Raw genomic sequence first — 22,547 nt, forward strand, 5'->3', positions numbered from 1 at the left:
TAATTTTTTATCACTTTATCGTTTTGTATATTTATCCATCATCTAAATGTATGAGTGATGGATATCGACTTTATTTGCGCAACCCGCTAGCCGCATTTGCCGTACGCTATTAGCGAAACGTTTTTATTGCGCAGTGATGGCATTCTGTCATTAAACGTTCATTATTTTGGTGCAACCTAAGGACATTATTTTGCTTTCGTGAATCAGCGTAGCGGTATAGCGAAATGTTACTTGCTTATAACCGGTTACCGAAATGCACCTTTTGAAAATTAGCGCGAAAATATTCTAAGGATATAAAAAAATGTTGATGCCGCTTCGCTTTTCTGGACGGAATGAAAATCCTGGTCTATGGTAAAAAAGTCTTACGTTACCGTAAGGTAGGTGAGGCTTAAGACACGAGCCGGGGCGCATCAGATAACGCTTTGCCGCATAAATGCGTAGTCGATCAAATGATTGTTGTATGATTTGTGCGGCTGATCGAGACACGTTTAAAAATGGCTTGCCATTATTATCGTTGTATGTGATAACACGTTTTGGGTTAAACGAGGTACAGTTCTGTCTATGTATGGCATTATCAGTAAAGAAGTCCTGAGTAAACACGTTGACGTTGAATACCGCTTCTCTGCCGAACCTTATATTAGTGCCTCATGCAGTCATGTCTCAGTTTTATCTATGAATGCGCCCACGGGCGAAGAAAACACTCTAAGGAATTTTGCAAATGGCAAAGATTAAAGGTCAAGTTAAGTGGTTCAACGAGTCTAAAGGTTTTGGCTTCATTACTCCGGCTGACGGCAGCAAAGATGTATTCGTACACTTCTCTGCAATCCAGGGTAACGGCTTCAAAACTCTGGCTGAAGGCCAGAACGTTGAGTTCGAAATTCAGGACGGCCAGAAAGGCCCCGCTGCAGTTAACGTAACTGCAATCTGATTCGACTGCCACTGATGCTTTGATGCGTACGCGCATCATAATCAGCCTTAAAGCCTCGCAAATGCGGGGCTTTTTACATTCTTTACGAGATGTTTCTGTTTTTCCCTTCTGGTCGTCCTTTGTTGCAAATCCACGAGCTTATTAGCATAGTTAGACGATGAATCTCTGAACTATTCCTGTTAAATCAGTCCGTTGCTTTTTAACGCTGGAGTCAGAGTGCAAGATAAATCCCGAGGGAAGCCCCCTCATTTTACCCCCGTCCGGTTTGGCCTGGTATGCGCCGTTATTTTAAGCTGTCTGGGCTTCCTCCTCGCGCGAGTTGGCTGGTTGCAAATTGTCTCTCCCGATAATCTGGTCAAGCAGGAAGATATGCGCTCGGTGCGCGAAGAACCGATTGATGTGCCACGAGGCATGATTGTCGATCGCGAAAACAGACCATTGGCCGTGAGTGTGCCGGTCAGCGCCATTTGGGTCGATCCGCAAACCCTGATGGAGAAGGGTGGAGTGGGGTTCGATAACCGCTGGCAGGCGCTGGCGAAAGCCTTGAACCTCTCCCTGAGCGCTTTGCAGGCTCGTGTCAACGCGCACCCACACAGCCGATTTCTCTATCTTGCCCGTCAGGTGGATCCGCTTCAGGCGCAGTGGATTGATAAGCTGCATCTTCCGGGAATTAATCTGCGCGAAGAGTCGCGTCGTTTTTACCCCGCAGGACACGTGGCGGCGAACCTGATTGGTTTCACGAATGTTGACGATCAGGGCATTGAAGGTATTGAAAAAAGCTTTAACAGCCAGCTTATTGGCAAGCCGGGGTTGCGCCGGGTACGTAAAGATAAATTTGGCCGGGTGATCGAAAACATTACTGAAGTAGCCCCGGTTCCCGCACATAACATTCAGCTCAGTATTGATGAACGCCTGCAAACGGTGACGGAAGACGCGCTGGATAACGCCGTGCGCTGGAACAAAGCCGCGTCTGGCGCGGCGGTGCTGGTAAAAATTGATACCGGTGAAATATTGTCGATGGCGAGCTACCCGGACTACAACCCAAACAATCGCGAAGCTGCAACGCTGGATGATTTCCGCAACCGCGCAATCAGCGATACCTTCGAACCGGGTTCCACGGTGAAACCCTTAGTGATCATGACGGCGCTTCAGCAGGGCATTGTTCGTCCCGATAGTGTGGTCGATACCCATCCTTATGTACTGGACGGGCACCGTATTCGTGACGTGGGCTATTATCCAGAGCTCACCCTAACCGGTATTTTGCAAAAATCGAGTGACACGGGCGTCTCGCGTCTTTCACTGGCTATGCCGGTACAAAAGCTTCTGGATACCTACACCGCGTTTGGCTTCGGGCAACCGACCGGGCTGGGCTTAACTGGTGAAAGTCAGGGGCTGTTACCGCATCGACGTTACTGGGGCGAGCTGGATCGCGCGACGTTCGCATTTGGTTATGGTCTGATGGTCACGCCGCTGCAACTGGCACACGTGTATGCCACTATCGGCGGTTTTGGTATTTCGCGCCCACTCTCCATTACCCGTATTGATCCGCCGGTCATCGGCCATCGGGTGATGCCCGAAACATTGGTACATCAGGTTGAGCATATGATGGAAAGCGTGGCGCTGCCGGGGGGCGGCGGGACAAAAGCCGCCGTTCGTGATTATCGCGTCGCGGTGAAAACCGGCACCGCCAAGAAAATTGGCGACGACGGGAAATATGTCGATAAGTATGTCGCCTATACCGCAGGCGTCGCGCCCGCCAGCAATCCACAATTTGCGCTGGTCGTCGTGATCAACGAACCGCAGAACGGGCAGTATTACGGCGGTGCGGTATCCGCCCCGGTATTCAGCCAGATAATGGGCGATGTTCTCCGTCTGGAAAACGTTATGCCGGATGGTTTGCCGCAGGGGTCAGATAATTTGATTGTTATGCATACATCTTCAAGCGCGCCTGCACTGTAAATCCTCCCACTCAGGGGCGAAAAGCGTTACACTTTCGCCCTTTCAATATTCCCCCGGAGTTGTTATGTCCTGGAGTTGCCCGCTCTGCCACGCGCCGCTCACCCGCAGCGGAAACAGCTATTGCTGTCCTCAACGCCATCAGTTTGATATGGCAAAAGAAGGCTATGTCAATCTACTGCCCGTGCAGCATAAGCGTTCCCGCGATCCGGGCGACAGCGCAGAGATGATGCAGGCGCGCCGCGCGTTCCTTGATGCCGGACACTATCAACCGTTACGCGATGCCATTTGCGCGAAGCTTGACGGGATAAAGCCAGCGCATTTGCTGGATATTGGCTGTGGGGAAGGGTACTACACACATGCTTTTGCAGAGATAGCAGGCCATACATGGGGACTGGATGTGGCGAAAAACGCTATTCGCGCCGGGGCGAAGCGCTACGCTAATGTCGATTTCTGTGTGGCTTCGAGTCAGCGTTTGCCGTTTGAGGCGAATAGCATGGACGTGGTAGTACGTATTTACGCGCCCTGTAACCCTGAAGAGCTGGCCAGAGTGGTCAAACCCGGCGGGTGGGTGATTACCGTCACCCCAGGGCCGCGACATTTAGTCGAGCTAAAAGGGCTGATTTACGATGAAGTTCAGTTGCATGCACCGCATTCGGAAACGTTGCCGGGCTTCACGCTGCAAACGCACGATGCGCTGGCATACCCGATGCAGTTAAGTGGAACAGAAGCGGTGACGTTATTGCAGATGACGCCGTTTGCCTGGCGCGCTAAACCGGACGTGTGGGAGACGCTGAAAGGGCAGGAACACTTTGACTGCCAGACCGATTTTGCTATTCATGTCTGGCAGCGTTTGGACGATTAACCGGCGAAATGGCTGTAGAGAATTTCTGCGCCAATGCCGATGAGCACAAGACCGCCGAGAATTTCAGCCCGCTTGCCAAGCAGCGGGCCGATAAAGCGGCCAATCATCATCCCCAGCGTCGACATGGTGAAGGTCGCACAGCCGATGGCCAACGCCATCACCAGAATATTAACCTGTAAAAACGCCAGACCGACACCGACTGCCATCGCATCAAGGCTGGTGGCAATCGCGGTGGTCACTAATAACCAGAAACTGTGACGGCGGGGCGGTTCGCACTCTTCATCGCTATCATCGCCCCGGAATCCTTCGACAATCATTCGTCCGCCTAAAAAGACCAGCAGCACGAACGCCACCCAGTGGCTCCACTCCAGCACAAAGCGGCTGGCGAGCATACCCAGCCCCCAACCAATCAGCGGAGTAAGGGTTTCGATAACGCCAAAGATAAGGCCGGTACGAATGGCTTCAGAAAATTTTGGTTTGTGGAGTGTGGCACCTTTACCCATCGATGCAGCGAAAGCATCCATCGACATGCCAAGGGCGAGGAGAATAATTGCGTATGCGTTCATCAGAGCGTCCAGACCGGGAATATCCATATGACACACTCCTGCCCCCAGTAAACAGCAGTAAGCGTATCTATGGTCTCGCCTAACCATTCGCGTTTGAATGGTTCGTACGTGCCACGTTTTGCAACGAGTATGTTGACACGCACATTTTCAGATGACTGAAAATCGGCTACTCCCCAACGACGGACGCAACCTTAACATATTTTTAGAATATAAACCAAGAACAGAAAGTGTTATTTCTTTTAACTAAATGATAACGATTTTCATTTTCGAAATAAGGTGAGAAAAACGTTAATTAATATCGTGGGTTTATTGTGCTGATATAGCCAGAGCTATGTTTGACGTGCTGGAAAATAGCACAATCATAGCGCTGGCTATATTTGTAACTTATTGAGATGAAAGCAGAAGCTTGGATATTTTTTCGAGGTCGTCAATATTCTTCACGCGAACCAGCAAACGTCGTTGTTCTAATTGCATGACCAGAACACCATCCTCAGATAAATTCATCTGTTTCACCCGCGGATATTCAATCCAGATATTGGCGAAGAAAAAACCCGCCGATTTGAAAATGATTTTGGGGCTGCGGATCCAGAACAGATAAAGACCCATCAATGCCAGAGACGATAACAGCCAGGTGGTGATTTGTGCACCATTATTGTTGATGTTGTTATAGATAAGTATCGCGATGAGACCGACGAAAATTGCACCATCGATGCGGTTACGACGCAGAAGGGGGATAGAAAGCAGCGTGGTGCCATGACGGCGGGGCATGATGAACTGGTCGTAAATGGCAAAAGCCAGCAGCGCGATGATGAAGAAAACCAGTACCCAATCCGTTATTGTCATTAAGCCTCCGAATAAAAAAACCGGGGGCGTAAGCCCCCGGCGCACAACAGATATTACAGACCCAGCAGGCCGACAGCGTAGCCCGCGATACCGATGACGAAGAAGCCAACGATGATCCACAGCGGGTTAACTTTCTTACGCAGCAGCCACATACAGGCGAAGGTTAACAGCAGCGGCACCAGACCCGGCATCAGCTGGTCCAGGATTGTCTGCACAGTCGTGACACGCGTCTGGCCATCCTGACCGGTGATGGTCGAAACCACCAGTGGAATGTTGACGTGCGTCCACTTGTTAACCAATGCCCCCATGACAAACAGGCCGAGGATTGACGCCCCCTCAGTCAGTTTCTGCAGGAAGCCGCCGCCCATATCTTTAACGATATCGACACCTTTACGGTAGCCATACGCCACACCGTAGTAACGGGTCGCCAGACGCACTACGTTAAACAGGATGAAGAACAGCAGAGGCCCAAGCAGGCTGCCGCTCATCGCGATACCTGCACCGAGCGCCGCGAAGACGGGACGCACAGTACCCCAGAAGATCGGGTCGCCGACGCCTGCCAGCGGGCCCATCAGACCGACTTTGATACCGTTGATAGCCGCATCGTCAATTTCAGCGCCGTTAGCACGCTGCTCTTCCATCGCAAGCGTTACGCCGAGAACCGGTGCCGCAACATACGGATGGGTGTTAAAGAACTCCAGGTGACGCTTGATAGCCTGTTTACGCGCATCGTTGTTCTCAGGATACAGACGACGGATCGCCGGCACCATGGAGAAACAGAAGCCCAGCGCCTGCATACGTTCGAAGTTCCATGAACCCTGGAACAGGTTTGAACGCAGGAACACGCCACGGATGTCGCTCGGAGTGAGTTTTTTCTCGGTGGTAGTTTGAGTTGTATCAACCATGTCGCTCACCTGTTAGTCCAGTTCGTTATCAAGATCGTTCGCGCCAGCAGCCGGAGCCGCAGCACCCGCAACGCGGTTATATTTCGGGCTCAGCTGAATGTACAGAATCGCCATTACCGCACCAATCACACCCAGCGCAACCAGGTTGAAGTTGGTGAAAGCAGCGGTAACGAAGCCCAGGTAGAAGAACGGCATCAGGTAGCCTGCACGCATCATGTTAATAACCATGGCGTAACCGACGACAACAATCATACCGCCGGCGATGTTCAGACCGCTGGTGACCACTTCCGGGATCGCGTTCAGCATGTTCTGTACTTCGCTGGTACCCACGGACACTGCCACGATCACGGCCGGGATAGCGATACGCATCGCCTGCAGGAACAGGGAGGAGACGTGGATCCAGGAGAGTGCCGTCAGGTTGCCATTATCGGCCGCCTTATCCGCTGCGTGCTGGAAGGCCACGGTAATGGTACGTACGATGATGGTCAGAACCTGGCCTGCCGCAGCCAGAGGAATCGCCAGCGCGATACCGGCGCCGATGCTCTGCTGACCTGCAATAACCAGAATGGTTGAGATGATGGATGCCAGCGCGGCGTCAGGCGCAACCGCCGCACCGATGTTCATCCAACCCAGGGCGATCATTTCCAGCGTACCACCGATGATAATACCGGTTTTCATATCGCCAAGAACGATACCGACCAGGGTACATGCCACCAGCGGACGGTGGAACTGAAACTCATCAAGGATCGACTCCATACCTGCGATACAGGCAACGATGAATATCAGCACAATTTGAAGAGTGGTAATCTCCATTGTACTTCTCCTATAAACGTAAGACTAAAGTGTGAAAACTGAGTGACAATTAACGAGATAGCTTATTTGCCAATCTTGTTAATCAGATCCATCATTTTCAGTTTCGGATCGTTGGAGACCTTACGGACTTCCAGCTCGATACCACGGGCGTTCAACTTCTTGAACGCTTCAATATCTTTTTCATCGACCGAAACGGCGTTATTCACCTGAGTTTTACCCTGGCGGAAGGCCATACCGCCGATGTTGATGGAGGTGAATTTCACACCACCTTCAGCAAGGCGTTCGACATCCGTCGGGTTCGTGAACAGCAGCATCACTCGTTCACCCGCGTATTTCGGGTTGTTGTAGACGCGAAGCATCTTGGCAATATCAACCACATGCGCGGTTACGCCCGGAGGAGCAACCTGCGTCAGCAGGGTTTTACGTACGGTATCTGCGGCAACTTCATCGCTGACGACGATGATGCGGCGGACGTTGGTTTCTTTAGTCCAGCGGGTAGCGACCTGACCGTGGATTAAACGGTCATCGATACGCGCGAGGCCAATGACCATGTAGTCATTTTCACCCATCGGTTTAACCGGAGCCGCAGGTTTCGCTGCGACCGGGGCTGGCGCGGCTTTTTCAACCGGCTTCGCTTTCAGCGCTTTCACGCCTTCACGACCCGTTTCAACGGCAATCGCCACCAGCTCATCAAACGACGGGTTATCATCACGCGCCATCAGCGTTTCCACTAACATCGGAATGTTGACGCCCGCGATGACTTCATACTGTTCTTTATCGACGACAATGCGACTGGCCGCGTTGAACGGGCTTCCGCCCCAGGTATCAACGAGGAACAGCACGCCTTTGCTGGTATCAAGCTTTGCCAGCTGTGCGTTGTATTTTTCGATTAATGTCTCGGCGTTTTCGCCAGGCACGAAATCGATCCAACCCACATTTTCCTGCTCGCCCAACAGCATCTCTGCCGTCTTCAGCAGTTGTTCTGCTGCCCAACCATGTGTGCCTATTACAATAGCAATCGTCACTTGCTACCTCCTTTTATTATCGTTGCATCAGGCGGGCTGATGCTTGTTGAAGCGATATCGTGACCGAATCGATTCAGATAAGGGTTTGAGAGAAAAAATTAATAACTGCCGAGAATTATTTTAGATAGTGAAAAAATAATTAATGTGATGAAGATCCGTAATTTAGTCAAAGGGGGCCAATTATTTTGCGGCGCAAAAAATAATCTTACTTATTGCAAAGACAGGTAAATCTTTGCCAAATTGTGATCAGTTTTTGCTATGTTTAGCTTCCGTTTAATTTTGCAGGAGTATAGGGCAGCAGCCCAAAGTATGGACCGTCACCGACGCCTTTACACGTTCACATCGCACATTTGTGCAGTACACCCCGGCCAGCCGCGCCACCGTTCCCTTTTGTCCGAAATTGTCACGCCTGTATTTGACAGCGCGATGACGCGTCATCTTATTAGCTGGAGTCGCTCATGGAATTGTTAATGGACCCGTCAATCTGGGCCGGTTTGTTGACGCTTGTCGTCCTGGAAATCGTACTGGGTATTGATAACCTGGTCTTTATTGCGATCCTTGCGGATAAACTGCCGCCGAAACAGCGTGATAAAGCACGCCTGATCGGCCTGTCGTTGGCGCTGATAATGCGTCTGGGCCTGCTCTCGGTGATCTCGTGGATGGTCACGCTCACCGCGCCGCTGTTCAGCGTGTGGGATTACTCGTTCTCCGGGCGTGATTTGATCATGCTGTTGGGTGGTCTGTTCCTGTTGTTTAAGGCGACAACCGAGCTTCATGAACGGCTGGAAAACCGCCAGCACGATGCTGGACACGGCAAAGGCTACGCCAGCTTCTGGGTTGTGGTACTGCAAATTGTCGTGCTGGATGCCGTCTTCTCCCTTGATGCGGTCATTACCGCCGTGGGGATGGTGAACGATCTGCCTGTCATGATGGCGGCAGTGGTGATTGCAATGGGCGTGATGTTGCTGGCTTCAAAGCCGTTGACGAACTTCGTCAACCAGCATCCGACGGTGGTGGTGCTCTGTCTGAGCTTCCTGCTGATGATCGGTTTGAGCCTCGTGGCGGAAGGTTTCGGTTTCCACATTCCGAAAGGCTACCTGTACGCGGCGATTGGTTTCTCAATCATCATCGAACTGTTTAACCAGATTGCGCGTCGTAACTTTATTCGTCATCAGTCAACGCTGCCATTACGTGCGCGTACGGCAGATGCCATTCTGCGCCTGATGGGCAGCCGTAAGCAGGCCAGCCCGCAACAGGAAGGGGATAACCCTACGCCTGTGTCAGTACCTGAAGGTGCGTTTGCGGAAGAAGAGCGCTATATGATTAACGGCGTGTTGACGCTGGCTTCGCGTTCCCTGCGCAGCATCATGACCCCGCGTGGCGAAATCAGTTGGGTCGATGCTGACCTCAGCAAAGACGAAATCCGCGAACAGCTGCTTTCGTCGCCGCACAGCCTGTTCCCGGTGTGTCGTGGCGAACTGGATGAGGTTATCGGTATCGTTCGCGCCAAAGAGATGCTGGTGGCACTGGAAGCCGGAGATGATGTGGCGGCTATTGCCTCAGCCCATCCGGCCATTGTGGTGCCAGATACGCTTGACCCGATTAATCTGCTGGGCGTACTGCGTCGGGCGAAAGGCAGCTTTGTTATCGTCACCAATGAGTTTGGCGTAGTACAGGGCCTGGTCACGCCGCTGGATGTGCTGGAAGCGATCGCCGGTGAGTTCCCGGACGCCGATGAAACGCCGGAGATCGTCGCCGATGGCGAAGGGTGGATTGTGAAGGGCGGTACCGATTTGCACGCGCTGCAACAGGCGCTGGATATCGATAATCTGGTCAACGACGAAGAGGATATCGCCACCGTTGCGGGCCTGGTGATCGCCGTTAACGGTCATATTCCGAAGGTAGGTGATGTGATTGAACTGGCGCCGTTGCAGATAACCATCACCGAAGCCAATAATTATCGCATCGACCAGGTGCGCGTGGTGAAGCAACCGTCAGAACATGACGAAGAAGAGTAACGCGAACCTTTAAGGCATAGCGGGCGGAGGTAGCCCGTTATGCTTCGCCAGCCACTGGGGGAATTCCGCCAGTGGCATCGGCGGCGCGTAGAGATAACCCTGCAGTAAATGCACGCCGTGGCGCTGCAAATAGTTTGCCTGCTCCGGCGTTTCCACCCCTTCCGCCACCAACTCAATGTTCAACCGCTGTCCCAGCGCAATGATAATGTCCGTCACCGTTGAGTTAACCGCATCAGTACCAATCGCGTGGGTAAATGATTTATCAATTTTCAGCACATCGGGATGCAGTTTCTCAAGCCACGAGAGCGAACTGTTGCCGGTGCCGAAATCATCAATTGCCAGCTGAACTTTCTTGCTGTGCAGCTCGCGTAAAAGCTTGCTGTTCACGTCGTGCAGCGCGTCGCGCTCGGTTAGTTCAATGGTTAACTGGACGGTGGGATTTACGCTGAACCACAGGTTGTTGAGGTCTGCAAGAAGCAACTTGTCATCACGGAAATGCGCCGCGGCAGCGTTGATGCCGATATGGAACTTGGGATCGGCGGGAAAGTAATGCAGCTGTTGCGCCGTTTCATTGAGCACATAGCGAGTCAGCGGCAGGATCAGATTTTTGGCTTCGGCAATGGGGATAAACACATCTGGCGCAATCGGGCCGAGACGGGGATTATTCCAGCGCAGCAGGATCTCAACGCCGTCGCAGCGCTGGGCACGGGTGTTCATCAGCGGCTGGCAGAAAAGGGTAAATTCGCGCTGGGCGATGCCCATGTTGATTTCCCAGGAGAAGCTCATACGCCTGGCGGTGGCAATCCAGGTTATCCATGCGAAAAGCAGACTGAGGATCAGCGCCAGCGGTAGCCTGCCGGGTAACTCATGCAATGCCAGCGTCCAGAATGAGGGGCCGCTAACGGCAATGCTGAAAGGGTATGCCCGGGATGCCTGCGAATAGAACATCTCACCTTTACGCTGCAATCGCTGCTCGCTAATACCCACGCCGTCCATGTAATAGGCATTATCAATACCCAGACTGGTGCGCGTAATGAGCGGCGGGAAAGGGTCGAGAATCATCTCGCTGACCAAATCAATGTTAATCCCGATCACTACGCCATTGCGATCGTCCTGTGCCGCCGGGAACCACTGCATCAAAACGGGACTTCCTTTGACCAGCGAACGATCTATGGTGAGGATGATATTTGGCGTGCTGGCGGCTAACCTGGGCTGCAACTTGCGCAACGGAATGTTGCGCTCGCCAAAGGCGCTGGAGCAGTAAAGAATACCGTCCTTGACCAGGAAAATTGAGCGTGCAGTTTTTAAGGTTGCGACCTGCTGACGAAGCTGTAACAGGTTGTCATTACACGGTTTTCCGATGAGAGGCTGCAGGTCAATACGCTCTTTTTCCAGACTTCGCAGGATCTTTTCCATCGTGGTGACCGCGCGCAGGGTATAGCTTTCTATCTGCTGTTTATTTTCGCTACGCTGTAAAATAAATCCAATACCCAGCGTAAGCGAAAAGACACCCAGCGCCACCAGAACGCAGAGAAGAATACGCTTATGAAGATATTGTTTTACTATCCAGTGCGCAGATTGCATATCCGATGCTCAATACCTGGCCAGAGCCTTTCACGGCAACACATGCAAGTTTAGCGGTGCGCGAAGAAAAAAGTGAGGGAAAAGAGAGAAATAAATCGCCCATCCGAAGATGGGCGACGAGTGGTTAGTCACACTGTACTTTAATCGCGAGGCCGCCGCGGGAGGTTTCGCGGTATTTGGCGTTCATATCTTTCCCGGTTTCATACATCGTTTCGATGACTTTATCGAGAGAGACGCGCGGCTCGCTGGTGCGGCGCATCGCCATCCGTGAGGCGTTAATCGCTTTTACCGAAGCAATAGCGTTACGTTCAATGCACGGAACCTGAACCTGACCTGCCACCGGGTCGCAGGTGAGACCCAGATTATGTTCCATACCGATTTCCGCCGCCACGCAAACCTGTTCCGGGCTGGCACCCAATAGCTCAGCCAGACCCGCAGCCGCCATGGAGCAGGCCACGCCCACTTCACCCTGACAACCCACTTCCGCACCGGAAATAGAGGCGTTCATTTTATAGAGCGCACCAATCGCCCCGGCGGCGAGGAAGTAGCGAATGTAGATATCCGGGCTGACGGATTCAATAAAGTGATCGTAGTAGGCCAGCACCGCTGGCACGATCCCGCAGGCACCGTTAGTCGGCGCAGTGACCACGCGCCCCCCGGCGGCGTTCTCTTCATTCACTGCCAGCGCGAACATATTGACCCAATCGACCACGTTCATCGGGTCGTTAGAAAGCTTATCGCTGGCAACCAGCAGACGACGCAGGGCGGAGGCGCGACGCGGTACGCGCAGCGGCCCCGGCAGCACGCCTTCGGTGTTCATGCCACGATCGATACAGGCCTGCATGGTCTGCCAGACATTCGCAAAATACGCTTCAATCTCTTTCTTACTGTGCAGTGCCAGTTCGTTCTGCATGACCATGCCGGAAAGTGACAGGCCGGTCTCTTTGCAGTAGTTCAGCATTTCGGTCGCGGACGCGAACGGGTAAGGCACGCTTACCTCATCGACCGAGTCTTTGCCGAAATGCTCTTCATCGACGATAAAACCGCCGCCGATGGAGTAATAGGTTTTGCTATAGACTTCCGTTTCACCCGCCCAGGCGTGGATCTGCATACCGTTTTCATGCAGCGGCAGGTTGCCGTTGTGAAAGCGCATGCCGTTGTCTTTCGGAAAATCGACTTCTTTGCGTCCCTGCGCCAGCAGCAGCCGGCCACGGGTTTCGACATCGCGGATAAACGCGGGAATAGCATCAATATCGACCGTCGCAGGCTCGTTGCCCGCGAGGCCCATAATAATGGCGATATCAGTATGGTGACCTTTACCGGTTAACGAGAGCGAACCGTAGACGTCAACCGCCACGCGGGTGACATCATCAATCAAACCTTTTTCGACCAGGTCATCGACGAACTGCTTGCCTGCTTTCATCGGCCCTACAGTATGGGAAGATGAGGGGCCAATCCCCACCTTGAACATGTCGAATATACTAATCACGTTGTTACTCCTGACAGGGTTGCCGGCGTGTTGCGGCAACGATGTTATAATTGCGCATAGTGTATGAGGGAACCGGATATTCGGCTGAACTATTCACATGAATTAAACTAATGAATCGATACTATTTTACTAATGCCGAACATCTTGCTGTTACGCTAAGTATAGTCAGGGTTTCAGGCCTACCTGTAGCGCCAGTTCACGAATAATGCCGGCGGTCATTCCCCAGACAAAATAGTGCTGGTACCACGAAAGCCATACACGGTGTGAATCTCCACGGCGATGAATGTCGAGTGGATGGTAACGCCCAAGTCGCAGCGCCTCCGCCAGCGGCATTTCGAAAACGGATGAGACTTCATCGACGCTGGCGTGATAGTGCAGATTTGGCGGGATCACGCCAACTACGGGCGTAACCTGAAAACCGGTCACGCTATCAACCGGGGGCAGCATACCGATGACCTCAACGCTCTCTGGCGGAATGGCCACCTCTTCCTGCGCTTCACGCAGCGCGGCGGCAATCAGCGACGCATCGGTGCTATCGACCGCGCCGCCGGGGAACGCTACTTGACCAGGATGTTTGCGCAACGTTGCCGAACGCTGGGTTAACAGCAATCCCGGTTCAGGACGCCGCACGATGGGCACCAGCACCGCCGCCTGCCGCTGATTGACCGCTAAGCGGTTCGCCTGTGGGCGCAGCAGTTGAAAACGGGAGAGAAAATCGTCCAGGTTCAGAGCGGGGGATGCCATGGTTAAGACTCCAGTTGATGCAGAATACGGTTAACTTTATCAAACGTTTCCTGATATTCCGCGGCTTCGTTGCTGTCTGCCACGATACCACCTCCTGCGGAACAGTAAACCTGACCACGCCAGGCGGTGACGGTACGAATGGTGATGCTGGTATCCATATTGCCACAGGCGCTGAGATAACCAATGCTGCCGCACCAGGCGTTACGGCGATGCGGTTCGAGTTCGTCGATAATCTGCATGGCCCGCACTTTCGGCGCACCGGTAATTGAACCGCCGGGGAATGCAGCACGAAGCAGGTCGCTGGCGTGGAGCGTATCCGGCAAGGTCGCGGTAATCGTACTCACCAAATGGTGCACCGCCGGGAAGGGCTCCACCACAAACAGCTCCGGTACGCGAACGCTGCCCGGCACCGCGACGCGGCCAATATCGTTGCGCATCAAATCGACAATCATCAGATTCTCAGCGCGATCTTTCGGTGAATTCGCCAGCCGTTCAGCCTGTGCTGCGTCTTCAGTGGCGTCGGCCAGACGGGGAAGCGTACCTTTAATCGGTCGCGTCTGAATTTCGCCTTGTTCCAGCAGAATAAACCGCTCCGGCGAGAGGCTTAAAATCGCGCCTTCTTCAAGTCGGATAAACGCGCTGAACGGTGCTCGGTTACTGCGGTTAAGCTGAATGAACGCTTGCCATTCATCGCCGGTATAGCTCGCCTGAAAACGCTGAGCAAGGTTGACCTGATAACAATCGCCGCTCTGCAGATACGCCTGTACCTGGCGGAATTTTTCGCCGTAGGTTTCCCGGCTCATATTTGCCTGCCACGCCGAGGTTAACGTAAATGGCCGCCCCGATTGCTTCTGCTGATTCAGCAGCCAGTCCAGGCGCTCCTGGACGTTATTCTGGCTGACCAGCGTTACCGTCTGGCGACGATGGTCGACAATCAGCGCCCAGTCATAAATACCCACTGCCATATCTGGCAGGTCGATATCCTGCTGCGCATGATGGGGAAGCTGCTCAAAGCGGCGACCCAAATCGTAGCCGAAAAGCCCCAGCGCACCGCCGATAAACGGCAAATCGGCAAGGGGAGTGGTATTAAATGCACAACCATCCACTTCAGCGTGTAAAAGCGAGAGCGGATCCTGCGTTGACACGGTATGCTCACTGCCGCGCGTAATCGTGGTTGTTTCGCCGAGCGTCACCAGGGTGATGAGAGGTTGCGCAACCAGAATGTCGTAACGACTGTGAGGATGCTCTGCATGACCCGAGTGGAGCAACATCGCCCATGGCTGGTGACTTAACGGCGCAAAATAGTGCTCGGCGGCATCCTGTCGCCACGGTAGCGTAATCATTGACGGGAGTAACATCTTCCTCAAACCCAAACAGCGTGAAATAATAAGCGCCAACAATGTAGCAGGAGTCAAAGATGTTTGCAGGATTACCTTCGCTGACCCACGAGCAGCAGCAACAAGCGGTAGAACGTATTCATGAACTCATTTCTCAGGGAGTGAGCAGCGGCGAAGCGATTGCGCAGGTCGCCGCAGAAATTCGCGCCACTCACAAGGGAGAACAGATCGTGGCGCGATTTGAAGATGAGGATGAAGAAGAGTAGGGCATTACACCGCGGCGATAATTTTAATTTCGACCTTATACTCCGCTTTCATCAATCTGGCCTGCACGGTGCAACGCACCGGCGCATGGCCCGCAACAACCCATTCATCCCACGCTTTGTTCATGGCGGCGAAATCATCTCCATTGGCGAGAAAAATCGTCGCATCAAGAATTTTGGTTTTATCGCTACCCTGTTTTTGCAAAATTGCGTCAATCTGCGCCAGGGTGTTTGCTGTTTGCTCGTAGGCATCCGCTTGCAGATTTTCCGGTACCCCGGTGTAGTACAGCGTCTGGTTGTGAATCACGACATCAGACCAGCGGGCTTCGGCATCAATACGCGTAATCGTCATTGCAGTTTCCTCTGTTGAAATTCCTTTAAGGGCGCAAGAGTGCCATATTGTTGCCCGGTCGTCATCCGTTCGACTGGCGAAAGGACGGTCGGCCTGACATAATCACTGTCCAAATAAACAGGGGGCAGTGTGACGGACGATTTTGCAGCAGACGGTCAGTTAGCGAAAGCGATTACCGGTTTTAAACCACGCGAACCGCAGCGTCAGATGGCGCACGCCGTGGCGCAGTCAATCCGTGACGGCGAGCCGTTGGTGGTGGAAGCGGGAACCGGCACCGGAAAAACCTACGCCTACCTTGCGCCCGCGCTGCGCGCCGATAAAAAGGTCATTATCTCTACTGGTTCGAAAGCGTTGCAGGATCAGCTCTACAGCCGTGATTTACCGACGGTGGCAAAAGCCCTGGAATTCAAAGGTAAACTGGCGTTGCTGAAAGGGCGTTCCAACTACTTGTGTATTGAACGTCTTGAACAGCAGGCGCTCGCGGGCGGCGATCTGCCCGTCAACACGTTAAGCGATGTGATTTTGCTACGCTCGTGGGCGAATCAGACAATAGATGGCGACATCAGCACCTGTGTCAGCGTCGCGGAAGATTCGCAGGCCTGGCCGCTGGTGACCAGCACCAATGACAACTGTCTCGGTAGCGACTGCCCCCAGTACGCCGACTGCTTTGTGGTGAAGGCGCGTAAAAAAGCGATGGATGCCGATGTGGTGGTGGTCAACCATCACCTGTTTCTGGCCGATATGGTGGTTAAAGAGAGCGGTTTCGGTGAGCTCATTCCCGAAGCCGAGGTAATGATTTTCGATGAAGCGCATCAGCTTCCGGATATCGCCAGCCAGTATTTTGGCCAATCGCTCTCCAGCCGACAGCTGTTAGATCTCGCCAAAGACATCACCATCGCCTACCGCACGGAACTGAAAGACACTCAACAACTGCAAAAATGTGCCGACCGCCTGGCGCAGGCCACCCAGGATTTCCGCTTGCAGTTGGGTGACCCTGGCTATCGCGGGAATCTGCGTGAACTGCTGGCGGATAACACCATTCAGCGCGCGCTTCTGCTGTTAGATGATGCGCTGGAGCTCTGCTATGACGTCGCCAAACTCTCGCTCGGGCGCTCAGTCTTGCTGGATGCGGCCTTTGAACGTGCGACGCTGTATCGTGCGCGACTCAAGCGGCTGAAAGACGTCAACCAGCCCGGTTACAGCTACTGGTATGAATGCAACTCACGCCACTTTACCATGGCGCTCACGCCGCTCACGGTTGCCGATAAATTCAAAGAAGTGATGGCGCAGAAGCCGGGTAGCTGGATTTTTACCTCGGCCACCTTATCGGTGAACGACGATCTGCATCACTTCACCGATCGCCTCGGCATCGGAGAGGCGCACTCACTTCTGTTGCCGAGCCCGTTTGACTATGCGCATCAGGCGCTGCTGTGCGTGCCGCGCAACCTGCCATTACCTAATCAGCCAGGCGCGGCGCGTCATCTGGCGGCCATGTTAAAACCGATCATCGAAGCCAACGATGGGCGCTGTTTTATGCTTTGCACCTCACACGCCATGATGCGCGACCTTGCCGAACAGTTCCGCGCCACCATGACGTTACCGGTGTTGCTTCAGGGCGAAACCAGTAAAGGCCAACTGCTGCAACAATTTGTCAGTGCCGGGAACGCGCTGTTGGTGGCGACCAGCAGCTTCTGGGAAGGCGTGGACGTGCGCGGCGATGCGCTCTCGTTGGTGATCATCGACAAACTGCCCTTTACCTCGCCGGACGATCCATTGCTTAAGGCGCGAATGGAAGATTGTCGTCTGCGTGGCGGCGATCCGTTTGAAGAAGTACAGCTTCCGGATGCGGTCATCACCCTCAAACAGGGCGTGGGGCGTCTGATTCGCGACACGGACGATCGTGGCGTGCTGGTGATTTGCGACAATCGACTGGTGATGCGTCCGTATGGCGCAACCTTCCTTGCCAGCCTGCCGCCTGCGCCGCGCACGCGAGATATCGGACGCGCGGTGCGCTTCCTGGCGATGTCATCCATTCGTTAACAGGGGCGCAGCCTGGTACAAAGTGTGCTAAGATGCGCGCCATTTTATTGATCTGCAATTGCGAGAGCGCGACGAATCATGCGAATTCTGGCTATCGACACCGCCACGGAAGCCTGCTCGGCTGCCCTGTGGAATACCGGTGAAATCTGTGCTCATTTTGAACTCTGTCCTCGTGAACACACCCAACGCATTCTGCCTGTAGTGCAGGATATTCTTAGCCAAAGTGGCGTCACCTTAGCGGAGCTAGACGCGCTGGCGTTTGGCCGTGGGCCCGGTAGTTTTACCGGTGTGCGTATCGGTATCGGTATTGCGCAGGGGCTGGCGCTGGGTGCTGAACTGCCGATGATTGGTGTCTCGACGCTTGCGACGATGGCGCAGGGCGCATTCCGCAAAAGCGGCGCGACGCGTGTTCTGGCAGCCATTGATGCGCGAATGGGCGAGGTCTACTGGGCGGAGTACGTTCGCGACGACCAGGGGATCTGGCACGGCGAAGAGAGTGAAGCGGTGCTGAAGCCAGAAGCGGTGAAAGAACGCCTTATGCAGTTATCCGGTGAATGGGTCACCGTGGGAACCGGTTGGCCGGCATGGCCTGATCTGGCCGCCGACGTCACGCACCTCACGATTACCGATGGTGAGGTACTACTGCCCGCGGCTGAAGACATGCTGCCCATCGCGGTTTATCTGCTGGAGCAGGGCAAAACCGTCGCCGTTGAGAAAGCCGAACCTAAATATTTACGCAACGAAGTGGCATGGAAGAAACTTCCGGGCCGTGAATGAATCTTAGTAAGTAAATACTGAGAAAAAGGAGTTGCATCATGGCGGGTCAAAAAGCGGTCGTTCGCGTTGCTCTTGCGGGGTTCATTGCCATCGCACTGAGTGGCTGCGTCAGCGTGCCGGATGCTATTAAGGGCAGTAGCCCCACGCCGCAGCAGGATCTGGTGCGCGTGATGGCGTCGCCGCAACTGTATGTCGGCCAGGAGTCCCGTTTCGGTGGGAAAGTCGTCAATGTGCAGAATACCAACGGGAATACGCGTCTGGAAATTGCTACCGTGCCGCTCGACAGCGGTGCGCGCCCGATTCTTGGCGAACCTTCACGCGGGCGAATTTATGCCGATGTGAGCGGTTTCCTCGATCCCGTCGATTTCCGTGGGCAACTGGTCACGGTGGTCGGCCCGATCGCGGGTACGGTGGAAGGCAAGATAGGCAATACCGCCTACCAATATCTGCGTGTTCAGGTCACCGGCTATAAACGCTGGCGCGTGACCCAGCAGGTGGTGATGCCACCGCAGCCGATCGATCCCTGGTTCTACGGCCCGCATCCGTGGCGTGGGGGATATGGCTATGGTGGTTGGGGATGGTATAACCCCGGCCCCGCTCAGGTACAAACTATCGTTACTGAATAACGAATTGATTTGTAAAAGAAAAGAGACAGCGGCTAGTCCGCTGTCTCTTTATTTAGCTGGTACTAGAAAAATAAAAAGTGACGCGCTTCGCAACCTGCGTTTTGTGTAATTAATAAACTGGTACGCTGAGTTAATATTATGTTAACGGATGGTTTATTAATTGGGGTTGTGATGACGACGAATACGCATTTTAGAGGTGATACTTTGAAGAAGGTTTGGCTCAACCGTTATCCGTCCGATGTGCCGGCGGATATCAATCCTGACCGTTATCAATCCCTGGTTGAACTCTTCGAACATGCCACGACGCGCTATGCTGATCAGCCCGCGTTCGTCAACATGGGCGAAGTGATGACGTTTCGTAAACTGGAAGAGCGCAGTCGTGCGTTCGCCGCCTATCTTCAGCAGGGGCTGGGGTTACAGAAGGGCGATCGCGTGGCGTTGATGATGCCGAACCTGCTGCAATATCCGGTCGCGCTGTTCGGTATTCTGCGCGCGGGCATGATTGCGGTTAACGTCAACCCGCTTTACACCCCGCGTGAGCTGGAGCATCAGCTCAACGACAGCGGTGCGGCAGCGATTGTGATCGTCTCCAACTTTGCCCATACCCTTGAAAAAGTGGTCGAGAAAACCCAGGTAAAGCACGTTATTCTGACGCGCATGGGCGATCAGCTTTCCACCGCGAAAGGGACGCTGGTTAATTTTGTGGTGAAGTACATTAAGCGTCTGGTGCCGAAATACCACCTGCCTGATGCTATCTCTTTTCGTCGCGCGCTGCACAACGGCTATCGGCTTCAGTATGTTAAACCTGAGATCAGCGCTGACGATCTCGCGTTCCTGCAATATACCGGCGGTACTACCGGTGTGGCGAAAGGCGCGATGCTCACGCACCGCAATATGCTTGCCAACCTCGAACAGGTTAACGCCACCTACGGGCCGCTGTTGCATCGCGGTACGGAGCTTGTGATCACCGCACTGCCGCTTTATCACATCTTTGCGCTCACCATGAACTGCCTGCTGTTTATTGAGTTGGGCGGTAAGAACGTGTTAATCACCAACCCGCGCGATATTCCGGGGCTGGTGAAGGAGTTGGCAAAGTATCCGTTTACCGCGATGACCGGAGTGAATACCTTATTTAACGCGTTGCTGAACAACAAAGAGTTTCAGCAGCTCGATTTCTCGACGCTGCACCTTTCGGCAGGTGGCGGTATGCCGGTACAACATGCGGTTGCCGACCGCTGGGTAAAACTGACCGGGCAGTATCTGCTGGAAGGCTATGGTCTGACGGAGTGCTCGCCGCTGGTGAGCGTAAATCCGCATGATATCGACTATCACAGCGGCAGCATTGGCCTGCCGGTGCCGTCCACCGACGTTAAGCTTGTGGACGACGACGATAACGAAGTGGCGCACGGCGAGCCGGGCGAACTGTGCGTGAAAGGGCCCCAGGTGATGCTTGGCTACTGGCAGCGTCCGGATGCGACAGACGAAATCATCAAAGACGGCTGGCTGCATACCGGCGATATCGCGGTAATGGATGACGAGGGCTTCCTGCGCATTGTCGATCGCAAAAAAGACATGATTCTGGTCTCTGGATTCAATGTGTATCCAAATGAAATTGAAGATGTGGTGATGCAGCATCCTGGCGTTCAGGAAGTGGCCGCCGTCGGCGTACCGGCGGGAAGTAGCGGCGAAACGGTGAAAATTTTTGTCGTTAAGAAAGATGCCTCGTTAACCGATGACGCGCTCATCACCTTCTGCCGACGCCAGTTGACGGGCTATAAAGTGCCAAAACTTGTCGAATTCCGTGATGAATTACCGAAGTCTAACGTTGGTAAGATTTTGAGACGAGAATTACGTGACGAAGCCCGTACTAAAGTAGAGAATAAAGGCTGAGAAATTTTTAAGTCGCCAGACGCCGGCTATGCCGGCGTTTTTATTGGGCGCAACCTAAGAGAGTATGATTTGAACTATCAGATGATCACCACCAACGAAGCGCTCAGCACCTTGTGCGATGCCGTTTCGCAGGTCACTTCCATCGCGCTGGACACTGAGTTTGTCCGCACCCGAACCTATTATCCGCAGTTGGGATTAATTCAACTGTTTGATGGACAGCAAACGTCGCTTATCGATCCGCTCGGCATTACCGACTGGGCACCGCTACAGGCGATTTTGCAGAATACGGATATCACCAAGTTTCTGCACGCGGGCAGTGAAGACCTGGAAGTGTTTCTGAATGTTTTCGGTTCAATGCCAAAACCGCTGATTGACACCCAAATTCTGGCCGCGTTTTGTGGACGCCCAATGTCCTGGGGCTTCGCGGCAATGGTGGAAGAGTATACCGGCGTTAAACTGGATAAAAGCGAATCGCGTACCGACTGGCTGGCGCGCCCGCTGACCGAGCGTCAATGCATCTATGCGGCCGCAGACGTCTGGTATCTGCTCCCTATCGCGCATAAGCTGATGGCGGAAACAGAACAGGCTGGTCGCTTAGATGCTGCACTGGATGAGTGTCGTCTTATGCAGCAGCGCCGTCAGGAAGTGGTTGACCCGGCTGAAGCCTGGCGCGACATCACCAACGCCTGGCAGCTGCGTACGCGTCAGCTGGCGTGCCTGCAACTTCTCGCCGACTGGCGTCTGCGTAAAGCCCGTGAGCGCGATCTGGCGGTGAATTTTGTGGTGCGTGAAGAACATTTGTGGAGCGTGGCACGCTATATGCCGGGCAGCATGGGCGAGCTCGATAGCCTGGGTCTTTCCGGTAGCGAAATCCGCTTCCATGGTAAAACGCTGCTGAGCCTGGTGGCAAAAGCGCAGGCACTGCCCGAAGACGCATTGCCGGAGCCGCTGCTGAACCTGATGGATATGCCGGGCTATCGCAAGGCGTTTAAAGAGATTAAAGCGCTGGTGCAGGAAGTGGGGCAGGAGTCTGGCGTCAGTGCTGAACTACTGGCGTCGCGTCGCCAGATTAACCAGTTGCTGAACTGGCACTGGCAACTGAAAACCTTCGCCAGCGCACCGGAGATGATCTCCGGCTGGCGCGGCGAACTGCTGAGTGGCCGTCTTGACGCGCTGCTCGCCGAGTATCCGCGCTAAAAAAGAAACCCCGGTGGCCTGTGCCATCCGGGGTTTTTCTCACATCGACCAGTGATATCAGGACTTCGACTCTTCCGCTTCTGGTAAGGTCACGTTAAGTTCCAGAATCGAGATATCCCCGTCTTTCTGCTCCAGCTGTACGGTCACCATTTCCGGGTCAATCTGAATATATTTACAGATGACTTCCAGGATGTCCTTGCGCAGTTGCGGCAGGTAATGCGGTTCAGCATCGCTGCGGCGGCGTTCTGCCACAATAATCTGTAAGCGTTCTTTCGCGATATTCGCGGTGCTCTTTTTTCGTGAGAGAAAAAAGTCGAGTAATGCCATAA

At 53.7% G+C, this 22,547-nt stretch carries 21 protein-coding genes, 1 pseudogene and 1 riboswitch; of the genes and pseudogenes, 11 read left to right on the top strand and 11 right to left on the bottom strand.

What is annotated here, in order from left to right:
• Window positions 1-561: 561 nt before the first annotated feature.
• The 4 genes and pseudogenes from ACOXYR_RS08055 (at window position 562) to rlmA (ending at window position 3,749) form a co-directional block, all read left to right on the top strand.
• Window positions 562-706 (top strand): annotated as a pseudogene (locus tag ACOXYR_RS08055) (DUF2627 domain-containing protein).
• Between the two features lie 12 nt (window positions 707-718).
• Window positions 719-928, top strand: coding sequence for a transcription antiterminator/RNA stability regulator CspE (cspE, locus tag ACOXYR_RS08060; protein ID WP_001062678.1), 210 nt, complete (start codon window positions 719-721; stop codon window positions 926-928).
• A gap of 216 nt (window positions 929-1,144) precedes the next feature.
• Window positions 1,145-2,887, top strand: a complete 1,743-nt coding sequence (ftsI, locus tag ACOXYR_RS08065; protein WP_421355332.1) for a peptidoglycan glycosyltransferase FtsI — start codon at window positions 1,145-1,147, stop codon at window positions 2,885-2,887.
• A gap of 64 nt (window positions 2,888-2,951) precedes the next feature.
• On the top strand, window positions 2,952-3,749 hold the full coding sequence (gene rlmA / locus ACOXYR_RS08070) for a 23S rRNA (guanine(745)-N(1))-methyltransferase (RefSeq protein ID WP_108475328.1): 798 nt from the start codon (window positions 2,952-2,954) through the stop codon (window positions 3,747-3,749).
• Here the strand turns inward: rlmA and mntP are convergent.
• The 5 genes from mntP to manX all read right to left on the bottom strand — a co-directional run bounded on the left by mntP (window position 3,746) and on the right by manX (window position 7,901).
• Complete coding sequence (mntP, locus tag ACOXYR_RS08075) at window positions 3,746-4,315, bottom strand: manganese efflux pump MntP (RefSeq protein WP_421355369.1); 570 nt, start codon at window positions 4,313-4,315, stop codon at window positions 3,746-3,748. The two genes, rlmA and mntP, sit on opposite strands and share 4 nt — an antisense overlap.
• 81 nt (window positions 4,316-4,396) lie before the next feature.
• A riboswitch (yybP-ykoY riboswitch) is annotated at window positions 4,397-4,502 on the bottom strand.
• Between the two features lie 197 nt (window positions 4,503-4,699).
• Complete coding sequence (locus ACOXYR_RS08080) at window positions 4,700-5,158, bottom strand: DUF986 family protein (protein ID WP_421355331.1); 459 nt, start codon at window positions 5,156-5,158, stop codon at window positions 4,700-4,702.
• A 53-nt stretch (window positions 5,159-5,211) separates the two neighbouring features.
• Entirely contained in the window at window positions 5,212-6,063 is an 852-nt protein-coding gene (locus tag ACOXYR_RS08085) for a PTS mannose transporter subunit IID (protein ID WP_015964071.1), read from the bottom strand.
• Window positions 6,064-6,075: 12 nt separating this feature from the next.
• A complete protein-coding gene (gene manY / locus ACOXYR_RS08090) occupies window positions 6,076-6,876 on the bottom strand; it encodes a PTS mannose transporter subunit IIC (protein ID WP_108475330.1) in 801 nt (266 codons plus the stop codon).
• 62 nt (window positions 6,877-6,938) lie between these two features.
• Window positions 6,939-7,901: a PTS mannose transporter subunit IIAB gene (manX, locus tag ACOXYR_RS08095; protein WP_015964073.1), complete on the bottom strand. Its 963-nt coding sequence runs from the start codon at window positions 7,899-7,901 to the stop codon at window positions 6,939-6,941.
• A gap of 458 nt (window positions 7,902-8,359) precedes the next feature.
• Here manX and yoaE point away from each other — a divergent pair, with 458 nt between their 5' ends.
• The gene (gene yoaE / locus ACOXYR_RS08100) at window positions 8,360-9,919 is read left to right on the top strand and encodes a CNNM family cation transport protein YoaE (protein ID WP_108475331.1); all 1,560 of its coding nucleotides are present in this window, start codon (window positions 8,360-8,362) and stop codon (window positions 9,917-9,919) included.
• 9 nt (window positions 9,920-9,928) lie between these two features.
• Here the strand turns inward: yoaE and ACOXYR_RS08105 are convergent, their stop codons facing one another.
• The 4 genes from ACOXYR_RS08105 to pabB all read right to left on the bottom strand — a co-directional run bounded on the left by ACOXYR_RS08105 (window position 9,929) and on the right by pabB (window position 15,094).
• The gene (locus ACOXYR_RS08105; protein ID WP_113857085.1) at window positions 9,929-11,503 is read right to left on the bottom strand and encodes an EAL domain-containing protein; all 1,575 of its coding nucleotides are present in this window, start codon (window positions 11,501-11,503) and stop codon (window positions 9,929-9,931) included.
• Window positions 11,504-11,627: 124 nt separating this feature from the next.
• Entirely contained in the window at window positions 11,628-12,992 is a 1,365-nt protein-coding gene (sdaA, locus tag ACOXYR_RS08110) for an L-serine ammonia-lyase (protein ID WP_108475333.1), read from the bottom strand.
• A gap of 165 nt (window positions 12,993-13,157) precedes the next feature.
• Complete coding sequence (locus ACOXYR_RS08115) at window positions 13,158-13,736, bottom strand: CoA pyrophosphatase (protein ID WP_108475334.1); 579 nt, start codon at window positions 13,734-13,736, stop codon at window positions 13,158-13,160.
• Window positions 13,737-13,738: 2 nt separating this feature from the next.
• Window positions 13,739-15,094: an aminodeoxychorismate synthase component 1 gene (pabB, locus tag ACOXYR_RS08120; protein ID WP_421355330.1), complete on the bottom strand. Its 1,356-nt coding sequence runs from the start codon at window positions 15,092-15,094 to the stop codon at window positions 13,739-13,741.
• Between the two features lie 59 nt (window positions 15,095-15,153).
• On the opposite strand from pabB, the gene ACOXYR_RS08125 reads away from it, so the two are divergent.
• The gene (locus ACOXYR_RS08125) at window positions 15,154-15,339 is read left to right on the top strand and encodes a YoaH family protein (RefSeq protein ID WP_108475336.1); all 186 of its coding nucleotides are present in this window, start codon (window positions 15,154-15,156) and stop codon (window positions 15,337-15,339) included.
• 4 nt (window positions 15,340-15,343) lie between these two features.
• Here ACOXYR_RS08125 and ACOXYR_RS08130 read toward each other — a convergent pair whose 3' ends face one another.
• Window positions 15,344-15,688, bottom strand: coding sequence for a RidA family protein (locus ACOXYR_RS08130; RefSeq protein ID WP_015964080.1), 345 nt, complete (start codon window positions 15,686-15,688; stop codon window positions 15,344-15,346).
• Window positions 15,689-15,817: 129 nt separating this feature from the next.
• Between ACOXYR_RS08130 and ACOXYR_RS08135 the strand changes: the two genes are divergently transcribed.
• The 5 genes from ACOXYR_RS08135 to rnd all read left to right on the top strand — a co-directional run bounded on the left by ACOXYR_RS08135 (window position 15,818) and on the right by rnd (window position 22,218).
• A complete protein-coding gene (locus tag ACOXYR_RS08135) occupies window positions 15,818-17,728 on the top strand; it encodes a DNA repair helicase YoaA (RefSeq protein WP_421355329.1) in 1,911 nt (636 codons plus the stop codon).
• A gap of 78 nt (window positions 17,729-17,806) precedes the next feature.
• A complete protein-coding gene (gene tsaB / locus ACOXYR_RS08140; protein ID WP_421355328.1) occupies window positions 17,807-18,505 on the top strand; it encodes a tRNA (adenosine(37)-N6)-threonylcarbamoyltransferase complex dimerization subunit type 1 TsaB in 699 nt (232 codons plus the stop codon).
• 38 nt (window positions 18,506-18,543) lie between these two features.
• Window positions 18,544-19,131, top strand: coding sequence for a Slp/YeaY family lipoprotein (locus tag ACOXYR_RS08145; protein WP_189622937.1), 588 nt, complete (start codon window positions 18,544-18,546; stop codon window positions 19,129-19,131).
• A gap of 204 nt (window positions 19,132-19,335) precedes the next feature.
• Window positions 19,336-21,021: a long-chain-fatty-acid--CoA ligase FadD gene (gene fadD / locus ACOXYR_RS08150; RefSeq protein WP_108475340.1), complete on the top strand. Its 1,686-nt coding sequence runs from the start codon at window positions 19,336-19,338 to the stop codon at window positions 21,019-21,021.
• A gap of 69 nt (window positions 21,022-21,090) precedes the next feature.
• Complete coding sequence (rnd, locus tag ACOXYR_RS08155; RefSeq protein WP_421355327.1) at window positions 21,091-22,218, top strand: ribonuclease D; 1,128 nt, start codon at window positions 21,091-21,093, stop codon at window positions 22,216-22,218.
• Between the two features lie 57 nt (window positions 22,219-22,275).
• Here rnd and minE read toward each other — a convergent pair whose 3' ends face one another.
• Window positions 22,276-22,545 (bottom strand): cell division topological specificity factor MinE, encoded by a 270-nt coding sequence (gene minE, locus ACOXYR_RS08160; protein WP_015964086.1) that lies wholly within the window; start codon window positions 22,543-22,545, stop codon window positions 22,276-22,278.
• Window positions 22,546-22,547 lie beyond the last annotated feature (2 nt).

It is taken from the genome of Pseudocitrobacter faecalis, assembly GCF_965231525.1.
In the GTDB taxonomy this organism is placed as follows: domain Bacteria; phylum Pseudomonadota; class Gammaproteobacteria; order Enterobacterales; family Enterobacteriaceae; genus Pseudocitrobacter; species Pseudocitrobacter faecalis.

Excerpts from the sequence above, each read along its gene's own strand:
- cspE (WP_001062678.1), top strand. The coding sequence starts at position 719 with ATGGCAAAGATTAAAGGTCAAGTTAAGTGGTTCAACGAGTCTAAAGGT.
- rlmA (WP_108475328.1), top strand. The coding sequence starts at position 2,952 with ATGTCCTGGAGTTGCCCGCTCTGCCACGCGCCGCTCACCCGCAGCGGA.
- mntP (WP_421355369.1), bottom strand. The coding sequence starts at position 4,315 with ATGAACGCATACGCAATTATTCTCCTCGCCCTTGGCATGTCGATGGAT.
- ACOXYR_RS08080 (WP_421355331.1), bottom strand. The coding sequence starts at position 5,158 with ATGACAATAACGGATTGGGTACTGGTTTTCTTCATCATCGCGCTGCTG.
- ACOXYR_RS08085 (WP_015964071.1), bottom strand. The coding sequence starts at position 6,063 with ATGGTTGATACAACTCAAACTACCACCGAGAAAAAACTCACTCCGAGC.
- manY (WP_108475330.1), bottom strand. The coding sequence starts at position 6,876 with ATGGAGATTACCACTCTTCAAATTGTGCTGATATTCATCGTTGCCTGT.
- yoaE (WP_108475331.1), top strand. The coding sequence starts at position 8,360 with ATGGAATTGTTAATGGACCCGTCAATCTGGGCCGGTTTGTTGACGCTT.
- ACOXYR_RS08105 (WP_113857085.1), bottom strand. The coding sequence starts at position 11,503 with ATGCAATCTGCGCACTGGATAGTAAAACAATATCTTCATAAGCGTATT.
- ACOXYR_RS08115 (WP_108475334.1), bottom strand. The coding sequence starts at position 13,736 with ATGGCATCCCCCGCTCTGAACCTGGACGATTTTCTCTCCCGTTTTCAA.
- pabB (WP_421355330.1), bottom strand. The coding sequence starts at position 15,094 with ATGTTACTCCCGTCAATGATTACGCTACCGTGGCGACAGGATGCCGCC.
- ACOXYR_RS08125 (WP_108475336.1), top strand. The coding sequence starts at position 15,154 with ATGTTTGCAGGATTACCTTCGCTGACCCACGAGCAGCAGCAACAAGCG.
- ACOXYR_RS08130 (WP_015964080.1), bottom strand. The coding sequence starts at position 15,688 with ATGACGATTACGCGTATTGATGCCGAAGCCCGCTGGTCTGATGTCGTG.
- tsaB (WP_421355328.1), top strand. The coding sequence starts at position 17,807 with ATGCGAATTCTGGCTATCGACACCGCCACGGAAGCCTGCTCGGCTGCC.
- ACOXYR_RS08145 (WP_189622937.1), top strand. The coding sequence starts at position 18,544 with ATGGCGGGTCAAAAAGCGGTCGTTCGCGTTGCTCTTGCGGGGTTCATT.
- minE (WP_015964086.1), bottom strand. The coding sequence starts at position 22,545 with ATGGCATTACTCGACTTTTTTCTCTCACGAAAAAAGAGCACCGCGAAT.